Genomic DNA, 14,707 nt, shown 5'->3' on the forward strand with positions numbered 1-14,707 from the left:
ATTTTTTTAAGAAGTTTTTTTTCTTAATTTCTTGTTGTTTTCTGCCGCATCTCTCAGCGACAAGACTTATCTTATCATGATTTATTCTTGTAAAATCCACCTAATATTCTTTTTACATAAAATTATCCTTATATATCTTCTATTTTCATTTAAATGCTACCTTATCCTAATATTGATACACTAGGTAAAGTATTAGTTTATATTCTATTGTTTTGAATATTTATTTAAAATATAGTATATCAATTTGAATTTTTATTATAGGTAAGCACACAACAATATCATTATTACTGCTACCTATTATAATGTATTTAGTTTTATTATCAAAATACTAATTCCCTTGAAACTCGCATGAATAAAACAACTATTTAAAATGTAACCTATATAAATATTTATATATTTACCTCTATAAAATCTTTCTATACTTATTAACTACTGTAATTTTTTTTAGAAATATACCTATATAACAAATACATTATCATAAAAAATAATGTAGTGATTATATTCATCACTACATCATTTAACTTACTATTAAAGATTTTTATCATCTATACTTCCTAAGTATTTATCTATCTCTCCAGTTACTGAGCTTACGCATCCATCTTCAAATGGTGAAATTAAATTAGCATATTTAACTAGATTTACAAATGACATTGTACCTCCAACATTACATAATCTTAAATAATCTTCCCATGCTTGTTCATGATTTTCTTGATCTTTTTTCCAAAATTGAAGAGCACATATTTGAGCTAGTGTATAATCTATATAATAAAATGGACTATTAAATATGTGTGCCTGTTGGAACCACCATCCACCTCTTTCTAAGAAATCACATTCTTCATAATTTTTATGAGGTAGATACTTTTTCTCAATATTTCTCCATGTCTTTTTCCTTTCATCTGGCGTAGCATCTGGATTGTCATATACAAAGTGCTGGAATTCATCTACTGTTACACCATACGGAATAAATTTAATAGCATCTCCTAAATGAGAGTATTTATATTTAGCTTCTTCATTTTCAAAGAAAAGTTTCATCCATGGCCAAGTGAAAAATTCCATGCTCATTGAATGAATCTCACAACTCTCATAAGTTGGGAAGTTACACTCTGGTATAGAAATCCATCTACTTCTATAACATTGGAATGCATGACCAGCTTCATGAGTTAATACATCTACATCTCCTGAAGTACCATTAAAATTCGAAAATATAAATGGTGATTGGTAGTTTGGTATATAAGTACAGTATCCACCACCTTCCTTGCCCTTTTTAGTAACTAAATCCATTAAGTCATTTTCTATCATGAAATCAAAAAATTCTTTAGTTTCAGCTGAAAGTTCAGAATACATGTTTTTACCATTATTAACTATCCATTGCGGATTTCCTTTAGGTTTAGCATTTCCAGTTAAAAATTCAAACTTTTCATCATAATATTTAAGTTGATCTAACTCTAACCTTTCTACTTGTCTTTTATATAGTTTATTTGCTATCGGTACTATATAATCTCTTACTTGATCTCTAAATTTACTTACCATTTCTGAATTGTAGTCAGTTCTTAACATTCTCACATATCCAAGTTCTACAAAGTTTTTAAATCCAAGCTTATATGCTATAGTAGTTCTAATTTTAACCAGCTCATCATATAATCTATCTATTTCTGCTTCATTATCTGTAAAGAATTTATACTTAGCTTCACTAGCACGTCTTCTCATATCTCTATCTTCTGACAGTATAAATGGAGTTAATCCAGATAAGTTTCTTTCTTCACCTTCGAACATAATTTTAGCTGAAGCTATAAGTTTACTATATTCTGATGATAGTTTGTTTTCTAATTGTAAATCCTTTATTACTTCTTTAGAAAATGATTTTATATTATATTCTGCTATACTAAAGAATTGTTTTCCAAATTCCTTTTCTAATTCTGATCTGAATTTACTATTTACAATAACTTTATAAAATTCTGAGTTTATTTCGTTATATAGAGGATCATATTCATCCCAATATTCTCTTTCTTTACTATAAAACTCATTCTCCGTATTTATACTATATCTTATGTTAGCTATAGTACTTAAAGTAACTATTCCATTTCTAATTTCATTAATATCATTAATAAGCTCTTTAACTTCGATTATGTTGTTACTCTCATTTGTTTTATCTATTAGACCCATTAATTTTTCTTTTATTTTTTCATAATTTGGTCTTTCATATTTAAATTCATTAAATCCCATACATACACCCCCATTTGATAAATAAATTCTACCATTTTAAAAATATTCTGTAAATACATTTTTTATTTTTTCTAAATTTACATATTTATTCTCTAAATTATATCTATTAGTTTAAAAAAGGAGTGTAGCTTCTAACTTATTAAAAAGTTATTTTACCACACTCCTTTTTCCCTATCTAAGATAATTCAATATTATTAAGAATAATACCCCTGGTATACCAAGTATTCCAGCTATAAGTGCTGTTATTGCATTAATAGGTATTACTAGTCCAAAGTTTCCACCTACTAAATTTATTAACCACAATAATATACCCCCAGCTATTCCGTTAACAATTAAGTTTAATAAAACTTTTAGTGGCCATGCAAATATTTTACCAATTATAAATATTGCAACTATAGCTATTATAAAAAATATAATGTTTGGCATTTTCATCCCCCTTATAATTAAAATTATTTTAGTAATTATTAAAATAAAATCTTATGATTAATTCTTAAATAATTTTATCTATTAATAAATTTATTAGTTATTTTACTTTATATTACCACTTATTGCAATAATTTAATTCTTCTATCATACAATCAACACCCACTGTTATTCCACTTTTCTTTGCTTGGTTTAGAAAATATACATATTTAGCTTTAGCTTCATCTTCTTTATATATAGATATATCTATTAAACTTTTATCACTAACATTATCGAAGCAACTTCTAGCAACTTCAATTTCCGTTATTGAGTCCTGTATTCCTTTTATTATTTCACGCTGTTCAGGTGTATAAATATTCTTAGCTAGTATAGTCTCTATTATTTTATCTCTGTTCATAATAATACCTCCATTATATATACTTAAATATATTTTTGACATATAATGGATGATATATACTTGTTATTTGAATAGTATATTAAATAACAAGACTTGTGAAAATATATCCGCTATTCTCACAAGTCTTCTGTATAAATCAATTATATTTCTTTTCTACCTTCTAGAGCTTTAGATAAAGTAACTTCATCTGCATATTCTAAATCTCCACCTACTGGAATTCCATGAGCTATTCTTGTAACTTTAACTCCAAAAGGTTTTAATATTTTTGATATATACATGGCAGTTGCTTCACCTTCTATGTTAGGATTTGTTGCAACAATGATTTCCTTTAAATCATTATTTACTCTAGTTATCAATTCTTTTAACTTTATGTCATCTGGTCCTCTACCTTGCATTGGAGATATTGTGCCATGAAGTACATGATATACCCCATTAAATTCTCTGACCTTTTCAATTGTCATTATATCTTTAGGTTGCTCAATTACACATATTGTACTTTTATCTCTGTTAGGATTTGAGCATATAGCACATGGATCACTATCAGTAAAATTTCCACATATTGAACAATACTTTATTGTACCTCTTGCTTTCACTAATGCATTAGCAAATTCTTCAACCTCATCTTTAGGAAGATTTAAAACATACAATGTAAGTCTTTGAGCAGTTTTACTTCCTATACCCGGCAGCTTTCCAAATTCCTCAATTAGTTTTTCTATAGCTATAGGATAAAAATCCAAATTAGTCACCTCTATTAAAACATTCCTGGTATATTAAGTCCACCAGTTAGTTTTCCCATAGATGAATTAGTTTCTTCTTCTGCTTTCTTCAAAGCTTCATTTACAGCTGTTAAAACTAAATCTTGTAACATTTCTACATCATCTGGATCAACTACTTCTGGTTTGATTATTATATCTTTTAATTCTTTTTTTCCAGATACTCTTACTGTTATAGCTCCACCACCAACAGATGCTTCAAACTCTTTATTTTCTAAATCTTTCTGAGCTTCCTCCATTTGTTTCTGTAGTTTTTGTGCTTGCTTCATTAAATTATTCATATTTCCACCCATTCCTGGAAATCCGCCTTTTGCCATTGTAATACCTCCTAAAAAATATATTTCATTATAACTAGTATATAATATTATATTATAATGTAACCATCAATTTATTAAAACCTTTAAATTTTATTCATCACATATTTCCACTAATGTATCGGGAAATATATCTGATAGTATTTTTTCTTTATTAACTTCCCTATTTATATTATCATTTTCTATTTCATAAATAACATGAACCTTTTCATCTAATACCTCTGAGAATATATCATTTATAACTTTTCTATATTCTTCTCTTTCAAGTCTTTGTTTATGAAAATTGTATTCCTTTGTAAAGCCGACAGTAATAACTCCATTCTTGAATTTCTGAACTTTTCCCATCATTAACGCTGTAGCTATTACCATATTATTTTTTTGCTTAAGGATATTTTGAATATCTTTAAAAGACTTTCTAATAATTTCAACATTTAGCTTACTTTCTCCTGCTGTAATTGGTAATTCTATATTTTCATTATTAAGCTCCACTGGTTTGCTTGTTTTAACTTTAGTTATACTTGGATTTATTTCTGGTCTTATTTTCTTTACTTCTTTTATTGCATTTTGTACTGTAATATTCCCTGATGCAATTTTATCCTCTAATCTATTCAGTCTAGCTAATATAGTTTCCATAGAGGTATCATATTTTATCTTACACATTTTTATTATTGCTAGTTCTAAATATATTCTAGCCTGCTTTGTACCTTTAGCACTATCTTCGGCTTCTTGAAGTATACTTATACACCTCATGATTTCCTCTACTCTAATTCTAGTGCTTTGATTTTTTATACTTTCTATGTTTTCAATAGACATATCCAATACATCTTCTAAATTATTACTTACATTTATCATTAATAGATTTCTCATATGAGTAATCAAATCTCTAATTAGTAAGTTAATATCTTTTCCATCCAAGATTAATTTATTTACTACTCTTATGCATCCCTCTGTATCTCGATTTATCACATTATCTACTATAGTCACCATGCTGTCATTAGTAGTTATTCCTAACATATCTACTAAATCCTCATATCTAACTACATTGTTTATTGATATAGCTTGATCTAATATTGATAAAGCATCTCTCATTGCTCCATCACACATTCTAGATAATAATCTTAAGCTACTTTCTTCAATGTTTACTGATAATGAATCGGCTATTTGTTTTAACCTTAAAAATATATTTTCGCTACTTATTCTCTTAAAATCAAACCTTTGACATCTTGATAATATTGTTATAGGAAGCTTTTGAGGATCAGTAGTTGCTAATATAAAAATTACTCTATTTGGTGGTTCTTCTAATGTCTTAAGAAATGCATTAACTGCACCAATGGATAGCATATGAACCTCATCTATGATAAATACCTTATACTTAGCTTCTTGTGGTGGGTACTGAACATCATCAATAATATCCCTTATATTATCAACACTGTTGTGAGATGCTGCATCTAACTCTGTTACATCTATAGCTGTACCTTGGTTTATACTTTTACACATTTCACATTCATTACATGGTTCACCGTCTATAGGGGTTAAACAATTTATTGCTTTTGCAAGTATCTTTGCTGTTGAAGTTTTACCTGTTCCTCTAGTTCCGCATAGTAAGTATGCATGAGCTATCCTATCGCTTTTTATGGCATTTTTAAGCGTTACAGTTATATGTTGCTGTCCAACTACGTCGCTAAATAATTTAGGTCTCCACTCTCTATAAAGTGCTTTATATCCCATGTATCCTCACTCCTTACATTAAAATTTCTAAATAAATAAATATATATATCTACCAATACTTCTTAATTATTTATTTTACTCACAAATAATTCTTATCCTATCTATTATAATACTTCTCATAGTTATATTCTATATTCTTTACCAACTTATATTAAGTAATCAATTATATATACCTAGTTTCTCTAAAATATTTTAATATAGACTAACTCATTTAATTTATATTTCAAATTAATTACTTAAAAAAGGATAAAAAAAAAGATGTCTTTAACATCTTAAATAAAAAATAAAGTCGCACACCTTGCTTCGATAATCAGTTTATATGCGTTACCTATACAGTTAACTCAAACCAGGTTAATCCACGGCACATGGAAGGTCTCACTTATCGCTGCTTCCTTCCAGACCTGACGAGGTTCATGAGTTTCCATTGCGTGGGACCCAGTTATCAACGCCACTTATATAGGCCAGACCATACAAATTGATACCTCAGCAAGGAATTCAATCCTGCTGTAGCGGATTGCAGGTTACAGGGCACCGCTAACTCCCCATCTAGTACGACATGGCGGAGAGAAGGGGATTCGAACCCCTGATAGAGTTGCCCCTATACACGCTTTCCAGGCGTGCTCCTTCGACCACTCGGACATCTCTCCATATCATGTATTAATTATTATACTATTTTAAATCATTACTTTCAAGTAAAACTTATTTAAAAATATATTCCAATTGTAGTATAATTTCATTAAGACTAACAATGTTTTCAATTTAAATTAATAATATATATATATTTATCATAAAATAATATGAATGGAGGTAGTTTTTTATGATTAATTATGAAATTAAAGGTGGTTCCATGCCAGTAGCTATCTGTTACCTAAATAGTGGAGATAAAATTGTCTCTGAATCAGGAGCTATGGGGTGGATGAGTGACAATATAATTATGGACTCTAACATGAAAGGTGGCCTATTTAAAAGTATAGGAAGATCTCTATCAGGAGAAAGCTTATTTTTAAATACCTTTACTTGCTCAGTAAATGTAGGGAAAATAGCATTCCCCTGTTCTGTCCCAGGTAGAATAATGGCTAAAGAGCTTCAACCTAATGAATCTATAATTTGTCAAAAAGGTGCTTTCATGGCAGCTGAAGGTTCTGTAAGTCTTAATATTCATTTTAAAAAAAGATTCTCTAGTGGCTTATTTGGTGGCGAGGGTTTTATCCTTCAAAGAATAACCGGTCCTGGGACAGTTCTTTTAGAATTTGATGGTCACGTTGAAGAGCTTAACTTAAATCCTGGAGAAAGAATAAAAGTAGATACCGGCCATGTAGCTGCTTTTGAACCAAGTGTAAATTTTGATATTGAAATGGTTAAGGGACTAAAAAACATATTCTTTGGTGGTGAAGGCTTATTTTTAACAACACTAACAGGCCCTGGAAAAATCTACCTTCAAACTATGCCTCTTCAAAATTTAGCAGGTAAATTATCTTTTTATCTTAATACCGGTAGCACTAATTTAAGAGATTAAATATCTTTATAGTGCCAAAAAATAACCTTTTAGATAATAAAATATTTTTTGTAAATATTGATTATCTAAAAGGTTTAATTTTTAAATATGTGTAATTGTACTATTCTTCTTTCTGTATATTATTATAAGCCCTACAATCCATATAAGTACTCCTATAATACTTACAATTTGAGCTGTTCTAAGCCCAAACATCATTAAGCTGTCTGTTCTAAGCCCCTCTATGAAAAATCTTCCTATAGAATATAGTCCTATATAAGTTAAAAATACAACTCCATTCTTTTTAACCTTGTGTAACATATAGAATAGTATAAAGAACACTACTAAATTCCAAATTGACTCATATAAAAATGTAGGATGATAGTAAGTTCCATTTATATTCATACCACTTTGTATGAACCCTGGAAACTTACTTATAAAAGCTTCTGTTACAGGTCCACCATGTGCCTCTTGATTAAAGAAATTACCCCATCTTCCAATGGCTTGGGCTAATATAATACATGGTGCTGCCATGTCTAGTGCAGGTGAAAGCTTTATACCTTTTCTCTTTGTACATATATACACAACTATTACTGCTGCAATTAGTCCTCCATGAATAGCAAGGCCACCTTGTCTAATATTAAATATATCCATCAAATTATCCTTATAATATCCAAACTCAAATAATACATAATAAAGTCTTGCACCAATTATGGAAATTGGAAATGCAATTAAGAATATAGTTAATACATCATCATAATTTATCCCTTTTAATTTACAAGTATATTGACTTAATAAAAGCGCTAACATGGTACCTGAGCATATTACAATTCCGTACCACATAACATCTAATCCAAATATACTTATGGCTACTGGATTCATCTATTTCCCTCCTTAATCCTTTTTATATTATTATAATCTATATAATTAATTATTTGTATTCTTTTAATAATTCTTCTATAGTATGTTTACATCTCATTCCCTTACAACTTCCTGTTCCAGCCCCTGTTGCCTTTTTTATGTCTTCAAAAGATTTAGCTCCATCAGCTATTGCCTTTTTTATAGCTGCTCTAGATACAACTTTACAAATACAAACCTTAGTATGTTTATCTAGCACTGCCTGTCTTAATGCCTCTTGTTTTGCTTCTTCTTCCATCTTTATAGTTTCTCCTTTCTCTTTTGCTTGAAAAACTCTTGTAGTAAATTACTACATTCTTCATTATATAGCCACTTAATATTAACCCAATGATTTAAATTTCCACTTTGAGTAATATTAAATACTGAGCCACATCCTCCTGCTCTGGGGTCAAAGGTTCCAATATATAACCTTTTTATTCTGCTTTGAACAATAGCACCAGCACACATAGGACATGGTTCTAATGTAACGTACATATCACATTCATTAAGTCTCCAATCCCCTATAGCTTCTGATGCTTTCTTTATTGCAATAATTTCTGCATGGTTAGTAGGATCATTAGTATATTCCTTTATATTATGACCTGTAGCTATTATTTTATTGTTTTTTACTATTATTGCTCCCACCGGAACTTCATTTTTACTCTTTGCAATCTTAGCTTCAATAATTGCTTGTTGTAAAAAATAATTATCCATAACTTACTCCTTTTTATTATATATAAAAAAAACTTAGTAAAGCAAGCCTTACTAAGTTTTGGTGCGCACGAGAGGAGTCGAACCTCCGGCCTTCCCCTTAGGAGGGGGATGCTCTATCCTGCTGAGCTACGGGCGCATATTACCTAATCTCTATTATAATAATATATTTATTCTTCGTCAATAGATTAATATCTATATTTTTACTATGAACCTATTCTCTTAATGTTAATTAATCAACATATATAAACTATTTAAAATAATATATCTATAAAATTTATTATTTTCATAATTATATGCACATAATATAAAAAATCTTTTAACTTTATATATTTGTCAGAAAAATAAATGATTTATTGCAGATTTTTATTTAAATCTATGTTAAAATACTAATATATTGTGATTTTGCAACAAAAAATTCAGAGGTGATTTTATAATGAAGAAGATTAACATAACCGAAACAGTTCTAAGAGATGCAAATCAATCTCTTATTGCAACAAGACTTCCTTTTGAAGATTTTGCACCTATTCTTAAAGATTTAGATGATGCAGGATATTATTCATTAGAGTGTTGGGGTGGAGCAACCTTTGACTCTTGCTTAAGATATTTAAATGAGGATCCATGGGAGAGATTAAAGAACATAAAGAAAATAGTTACCAAAACCCCTCTTCAAATGTTATTACGAGGACAAAATATTTTAGGATATAAACACTATCCAGATGACGTAGTTAGAGAATTTATTAAAATGTCTGTTTATCACGGTATGGATATAATAAGAATATTTGATGCATTAAATGACTTTGCTAATATAGAAGTTGCTATGAATGAAACTATAAAGCAAGGTGCTCATGCACAAGGAACTATAGTTTATACTGTAAGTCCAATCCATGATGTTAAAAACTATACTAAACTAGCAAAACAACTTGAAAATATGGGGGCAAACTCTATTTGTATAAAGGACATGGCTGGCCTTATAATGCCTTCTATAGCATATGACATAGTTAAGAGTATAAAGGAAACTGTTAAAATTCCAGTATTTTTACACTCTCACAGCACAAATGGTATTGCTGAAATGTCTTACTTTAAAGCTGCAGAAGCTGGTGTAGATGGAATTGACTGTGCAATTTCTTCATTCTCTAGTGGTACAGCTCAACCTCCAACAGAATCTATGCATCATGCACTAGAAACTGCTGGATTTGAAACAGGTCTTAATATAGGTACCTTAACTCAAATTAATAATTTCTTTAAACCAGTTAGATCAAAAGTTTTAGAAGCTGGATTACTAGATCCAAAGGTATTAACTCCTCAGCCTGAAGGACTTACAAACCAAATACCTGGAGGAATGTTATCTAATATGATTTCTCAACTTAAAGCTCAAAATTCTATTGATAAACTTGATGCAGTTCTTGCAGAAGTTCCTAAAGTAAGAGAAGACTTAGGATTCCCTCCACTTGTTACTCCAATGAGCCAAATGGTTGGAACTCAAGCTACAGTTAATGTATTAACTGGTGAAAGATATAAAATGGTTCTTAAAGAGGTTAAAGCTTATTGCAGAGGAGAATATGGTAAAGCTCCTGGGAAAATAAATGAAGAAGTTCTTAAAAAAGCTCTTGGAAATGATACTCCTATTGAAGGAAGATATGCCGATACTTTAGAACCAGCGTTCCAAAAGACAAAAGAAGAACTGAAAAATATAACAACTAGTGAAGAAGATATTCTTTCTTACTTAGCCTTCCCACAAATAGCGGAAGAGTTCTTTAAAAAGAGAAGTGAAAAACCATCTAACGATGATATGAGGAAGCTTACTAATAGTGAAGTAATATAAAAATTATTTAAATATCTCCAATTAATATACATTATTGTATCTTAATTGGAGATATCTTTATATGCCTAGTATATTTTCTGTTATAATATCATTATGTTAAATTTAAGATAAATCTGGAGTTGATACTATGATAAAATACTATGATAGAAAAAATAAGACCTATTGTGAAGAAAATGTAGCTGGTGGAGATATACTTAATTTTATGTACAGTAAACCAGTGGCTAAAACCTTTCTACCAGAAATTGCAAGTCGAAAATTCTTAAGTAAGCTCTATGGAATGGGTTGCGATAGTAAATTTAGTAAAAAATATATACAATCCTTTGTAGATAAGTTCAACATAGATATAAATGAATACGAAAAAAATATAGATGAGTATAGATCCTTTAATGACTTTTTTTATAGAAAACTTTCAAAACACAGTCGTAATATCTGTAAAGATGAAAAATCATTTATTTCCCCCTGTGACGGTAAACTCTTAGCTATAGAAAAAATTGATGAAAATTCTAGCTTTACAGTTAAAGGATTTAAATATACCCTTAATGAGTTATTACAAAATGAAGAATTAAGTAAGAATTATTCTAATGGTACTTGTTTAATATTTAGATTATGTCCAACTGATTATCACAGATTTCACTTTGTTGATTCTGGAATTTGCTCTAAATCTACATTTATAAAGGGTAAATACTACTCAGTTAATCCCGTAGCTCTTGAAAATATAAGTAAAGTTTTCTCAGAAAATAAAAGAGAGTATAGTATACTAAAAAGTGATAATTTTGATGATGTTATCTATATAGAAGTAGGAGCTACCTTTGTTGGATCTATTATTCAAACCTACTATTCATCATCCAAAATTAACCGTGGAGATGAAAAAGGGTATTTTAAGTTTGGTGGCTCAACAGTTATAGTTATACTAAAAGAAAATATATTAAAATTAGATGAAGATATATGTTATCAAAGCAATTTAGGAGTAGAAACATCTGTATATATGGGAGAAAAAATAGGAGTAAGAATTTAAATTCTTACTCCTATTTTTTTACAATCTAAACTTAAGTGTAGTATCATTTAATTTATCTGCATTCTCCTTGTTTTCTATGGCAGTATTTTTTATACTCTCAATATTTCCTACTATATCCATAGTTTTAGATGATATAGATGATACTCCCATAGCTCCCTCTGTAACAGTTACTGATACTTCATCTATGGCAGTAACAATTCCTTCTATAGCTTGATTTAGTACTGCAGCTTCACTACTAAACTCATTCATAAAGTTATTGAATTGATCTGCATCTTTTTCGTATAAAACGCCTTGCTCTATATTTTTATCATAATCATTAATTACTTGTTGTTCTATGAAATTGCTCATGCGCCCAGCACTAAGAGCTAATTCTTCTACAGATTTATTTACTATTTTAACTATTCTTTGTATATCTGCTGCTGTTTTACCAGATTCTTCAGCTAACTTTCTAACTTCATCTGCAACTACAGAGAACCCTCTTCCTGCTTCTCCTGCACGAGCAGCTTCTATTGCAGCATTTAAAGCTAATAAATTAGTTTGTTGAGTTATCTTAAGTATAGAATCAGCTAACTTATCAATCTGCTTAACTTCCTTAGAACTTGTTATAGCAACTTCCAACTCACTTTTTACACTATTATAAATATCATTTGATTTTTCTTTAGATTCTATAGCACTAGCTTTTATGCCCTGAGCTCTCTTAAGAATATCCTTAGTTATTTCATATCCTTCTAATGCTTCACTAGCTATATTCTGTACACTCTTAATCATTTCAGTAGAAGATGCAGCAATTTCTTGAGAAGTTGCTGATGTTTCTTCTATACCAGATGATACACTTTCAGTTTCAAATAATGTTTCATCTGCTTTAATTTTTAATGACTCTGTAGATTCTTCTACTATATTAGCATTATTAGTTAATACTTCAGTAGTTGCTGCAATATCTCCAACAACTTCCCTTAATACTTCTCGCATATTTATAATAGATCTATATATAAGACCTATTTCATCCTTAGACTTAATTATAGCTAAATTATCATTGGTTAAATCTAACTTAGCTGTTTTATTAACCAAAGCGGCAACAGTCACTATAGGATTTATAATTACATTTGCCATTACCATTATTATAATAGAACCTATAATAACTATAGCTAATGCTACTAATGCTATTTGTTTAACCATTGTTATTACCGGTTTTCTTATTTCATTACTATTCGCATCTATAACCATAATCCAATTTGTCCTAGGGACTAATCCATAAGATGACATTACTTTATTCCCATTTATCTTATACTCTACAGATCCAACTTCTACATTGCTTCCCTTCATAGCCTTATCTACTATATTCTTTATTTCAGGGATATCTATTGTTTGCCCAATTTTTTCTTTGTTTGGATGATATATTATGTTTCCTTTTTCATCAATTAGATATGCATAACTATTTTCTATCTGTCCAATTTTTATATTTTCAATATAGGTAGAAAAACTCTCAGCATAAACATGTAATGCTATATATCCTACACATTTACTATAGTTAGCTTCATCTAATACAGGATACGTAAATACTAAAACTCCTTTATCACCAGCAACGGATTTAATTGTATTACTTATCCACTTACCCCCGCTAGAACTAGTACTGTGATAAGAATTATCAACTTCATTAGCTCCAACTAAGGATTCTTCACTATCAGCTACTATATCACCTTCTGGGCTAACTAATGATATTCTGTCTACATGTTTATTACCAGATATATATGCCTTAAAGCCTTCATTTACATTTTTAACATCTTCTTTACTATTTTTTTTCTGAGCATAATTTAATAAGACATTAAGATTATCCTTAGAATTTGATAGAGCAAAAGCTTCATTGGTAACTTTATCCATCATAACAGATATAGTTTGTATAGATGATGTAGTTATACCCTCCATATTTTCTGTACTTTGACTTGAAATCGTCTTTGAAGAGTTTATGTACATAATTGTACTAGTTATTATCATTGATACTATTGTAAGACCTATCATACTAATTAATATTTTTCTTTTAACACTAGTTCCTTCAACCTGTAATTTTCCTTCTTTATAAACCTTAGCTGTGGATTTTATACTGTTTATATTGTTACTTATATCATTAATTTTATCCTTATCTATTTTGTTACTAGTTCTAATTTTTTTACTAATGGAGTTTTTATGTCTAATTGCAATTTTACTAAATGCATTCTTAATACTTTTGCTTATATTTTGAGATTTACTTTTTAAATTAAATGAACTATGTTTCCTTTTTTTTAAAGTCTTATCAGACTTTCTTTTAATCATAAATATACCCCCATATATTAATAATTTATATAGTAATTATCGTGCGTAGAAATCTATACTAAATACATATTATACATATTATGTAATTAACATTAAATATATTTATCTATAATCAAATTAGTTAAATTATATAATAATTTACATACATAAACTCATTATGTAATTATTATATATGAATTTTTCTGCATTTAAAGTCGAAATTTATCATATCCCTCCTATATATTTATATAAAAATAAAAAAGCCATTGCAAATTAACTGCAATGACTAAATATGGCAGGGTGTGTAGGAATCGAACCCGCAATATACGGTCCGTAGCCGTATGTTATATCCATTTAACTAACACCCCAAAAGGTTATCTAAATAACTATTACATGATAACATAGAATCCTCATGATTTCAATAACTATTTTTTGATTCTATTATACCTTATTGAGTCAAAAAAACGAATTCTTAAGAATCCGATTTTTAAATATATCTTGGCGGAGAAAGAGGGATTTGAACCCTCGCGACGGTTACCCGACCTACGCCCTTAGCAGGGGCGCCTCTTTAGCCACTTGAGTATTTCTCCAAAAAATAAAAAAATGGCGGAGAGATAGGGATT

General features: G+C 29.2%; 13 protein-coding genes, 4 tRNA genes and 1 other RNA gene. 3 read left to right on the top strand and 15 right to left on the bottom strand.

What is annotated here, in order from left to right:
* Positions 1 to 528: 528 nt before the first annotated feature.
* The 8 genes from B3630_RS00065 to B3630_RS00100 all read right to left on the bottom strand — a co-directional run bounded on the left by B3630_RS00065 (position 529) and on the right by B3630_RS00100 (position 6,505).
* A complete protein-coding gene (locus tag B3630_RS00065; protein WP_346894414.1) occupies positions 529 to 2,223 on the bottom strand; it encodes a M3 family oligoendopeptidase in 1,695 nt (564 codons plus the stop codon).
* A 171-nt stretch (positions 2,224 to 2,394) separates the two neighbouring features.
* Positions 2,395 to 2,655 (bottom strand): pro-sigmaK processing inhibitor BofA family protein, encoded by a 261-nt coding sequence (locus B3630_RS00070; RefSeq protein ID WP_346849257.1) that lies wholly within the window; start codon positions 2,653 to 2,655, stop codon positions 2,395 to 2,397.
* A 106-nt stretch (positions 2,656 to 2,761) separates the two neighbouring features.
* A complete protein-coding gene (locus B3630_RS00075) occupies positions 2,762 to 3,043 on the bottom strand; it encodes a DUF2508 family protein (protein WP_167402969.1) in 282 nt (93 codons plus the stop codon).
* Between the two features lie 140 nt (positions 3,044 to 3,183).
* Complete coding sequence (recR, locus tag B3630_RS00080; protein WP_346894416.1) at positions 3,184 to 3,780, bottom strand: recombination mediator RecR; 597 nt, start codon at positions 3,778 to 3,780, stop codon at positions 3,184 to 3,186.
* A 14-nt stretch (positions 3,781 to 3,794) separates the two neighbouring features.
* Positions 3,795 to 4,133: a YbaB/EbfC family nucleoid-associated protein gene (locus B3630_RS00085; RefSeq protein ID WP_346894418.1), complete on the bottom strand. Its 339-nt coding sequence runs from the start codon at positions 4,131 to 4,133 to the stop codon at positions 3,795 to 3,797.
* 90 nt (positions 4,134 to 4,223) lie between these two features.
* Entirely contained in the window at positions 4,224 to 5,858 is a 1,635-nt protein-coding gene (gene dnaX / locus B3630_RS00090) for a DNA polymerase III subunit gamma/tau (protein WP_346894420.1), read from the bottom strand.
* 289 nt (positions 5,859 to 6,147) lie between these two features.
* Positions 6,148 to 6,413, bottom strand: an RNA gene (ffs, locus tag B3630_RS00095) — signal recognition particle sRNA large type.
* A gap of 2 nt (positions 6,414 to 6,415) precedes the next feature.
* Positions 6,416 to 6,505: transfer RNA gene (locus tag B3630_RS00100), tRNA-Ser, on the bottom strand.
* Positions 6,506 to 6,678: 173 nt separating this feature from the next.
* On the opposite strand from B3630_RS00100, the gene B3630_RS00105 reads away from it, so the two are divergent.
* On the top strand, positions 6,679 to 7,374 hold the full coding sequence (locus tag B3630_RS00105) for a TIGR00266 family protein (RefSeq protein ID WP_349680460.1): 696 nt from the start codon (positions 6,679 to 6,681) through the stop codon (positions 7,372 to 7,374).
* Between the two features lie 81 nt (positions 7,375 to 7,455).
* Here the strand turns inward: B3630_RS00105 and lgt are convergent, their stop codons facing one another.
* The 4 genes from lgt to B3630_RS00125 all read right to left on the bottom strand — a co-directional run bounded on the left by lgt (position 7,456) and on the right by B3630_RS00125 (position 9,097).
* Positions 7,456 to 8,232: a prolipoprotein diacylglyceryl transferase gene (lgt, locus tag B3630_RS00110; protein ID WP_346894424.1), complete on the bottom strand. Its 777-nt coding sequence runs from the start codon at positions 8,230 to 8,232 to the stop codon at positions 7,456 to 7,458.
* Between the two features lie 49 nt (positions 8,233 to 8,281).
* Positions 8,282 to 8,506: a (2Fe-2S)-binding protein gene (locus B3630_RS00115; RefSeq protein WP_346894426.1), complete on the bottom strand. Its 225-nt coding sequence runs from the start codon at positions 8,504 to 8,506 to the stop codon at positions 8,282 to 8,284.
* Between the two features lie 2 nt (positions 8,507 to 8,508).
* Complete coding sequence (gene tadA, locus B3630_RS00120) at positions 8,509 to 8,961, bottom strand: tRNA adenosine(34) deaminase TadA (RefSeq protein WP_346894428.1); 453 nt, start codon at positions 8,959 to 8,961, stop codon at positions 8,509 to 8,511.
* Between the two features lie 59 nt (positions 8,962 to 9,020).
* A tRNA-Arg gene (locus tag B3630_RS00125) sits at positions 9,021 to 9,097 on the bottom strand.
* A gap of 297 nt (positions 9,098 to 9,394) precedes the next feature.
* Between B3630_RS00125 and B3630_RS00130 the strand changes: the two genes are divergently transcribed.
* Together B3630_RS00130 and B3630_RS00135 are read left to right on the top strand one after the other, a co-directional pair.
* Positions 9,395 to 10,783, top strand: a complete 1,389-nt coding sequence (locus tag B3630_RS00130) for a pyruvate carboxylase subunit B (protein ID WP_346894430.1) — start codon at positions 9,395 to 9,397, stop codon at positions 10,781 to 10,783.
* Between the two features lie 127 nt (positions 10,784 to 10,910).
* The gene (locus B3630_RS00135; RefSeq protein ID WP_346894432.1) at positions 10,911 to 11,798 is read left to right on the top strand and encodes a phosphatidylserine decarboxylase; all 888 of its coding nucleotides are present in this window, start codon (positions 10,911 to 10,913) and stop codon (positions 11,796 to 11,798) included.
* Positions 11,799 to 11,816: 18 nt separating this feature from the next.
* Here B3630_RS00135 and B3630_RS00140 read toward each other — a convergent pair whose 3' ends face one another.
* From B3630_RS00140 to B3630_RS00150, 3 genes are all read right to left on the bottom strand, one after another.
* Positions 11,817 to 14,105, bottom strand: coding sequence for a methyl-accepting chemotaxis protein (locus tag B3630_RS00140; RefSeq protein ID WP_346894434.1), 2,289 nt, complete (start codon positions 14,103 to 14,105; stop codon positions 11,817 to 11,819).
* A gap of 272 nt (positions 14,106 to 14,377) precedes the next feature.
* Positions 14,378 to 14,452 (bottom strand) — tRNA-Arg (locus tag B3630_RS00145).
* A 131-nt stretch (positions 14,453 to 14,583) separates the two neighbouring features.
* Positions 14,584 to 14,674, bottom strand: a tRNA-Ser gene (locus B3630_RS00150).
* Positions 14,675 to 14,707: the final 33 nt, after the last annotated feature.

It is taken from the genome of Clostridium sp. UBA7503, assembly GCF_002477055.1.
Classification (GTDB): Bacteria; Bacillota; Clostridia; order Clostridiales; family Clostridiaceae; genus Clostridium_J; species Clostridium_J sulfidigenes.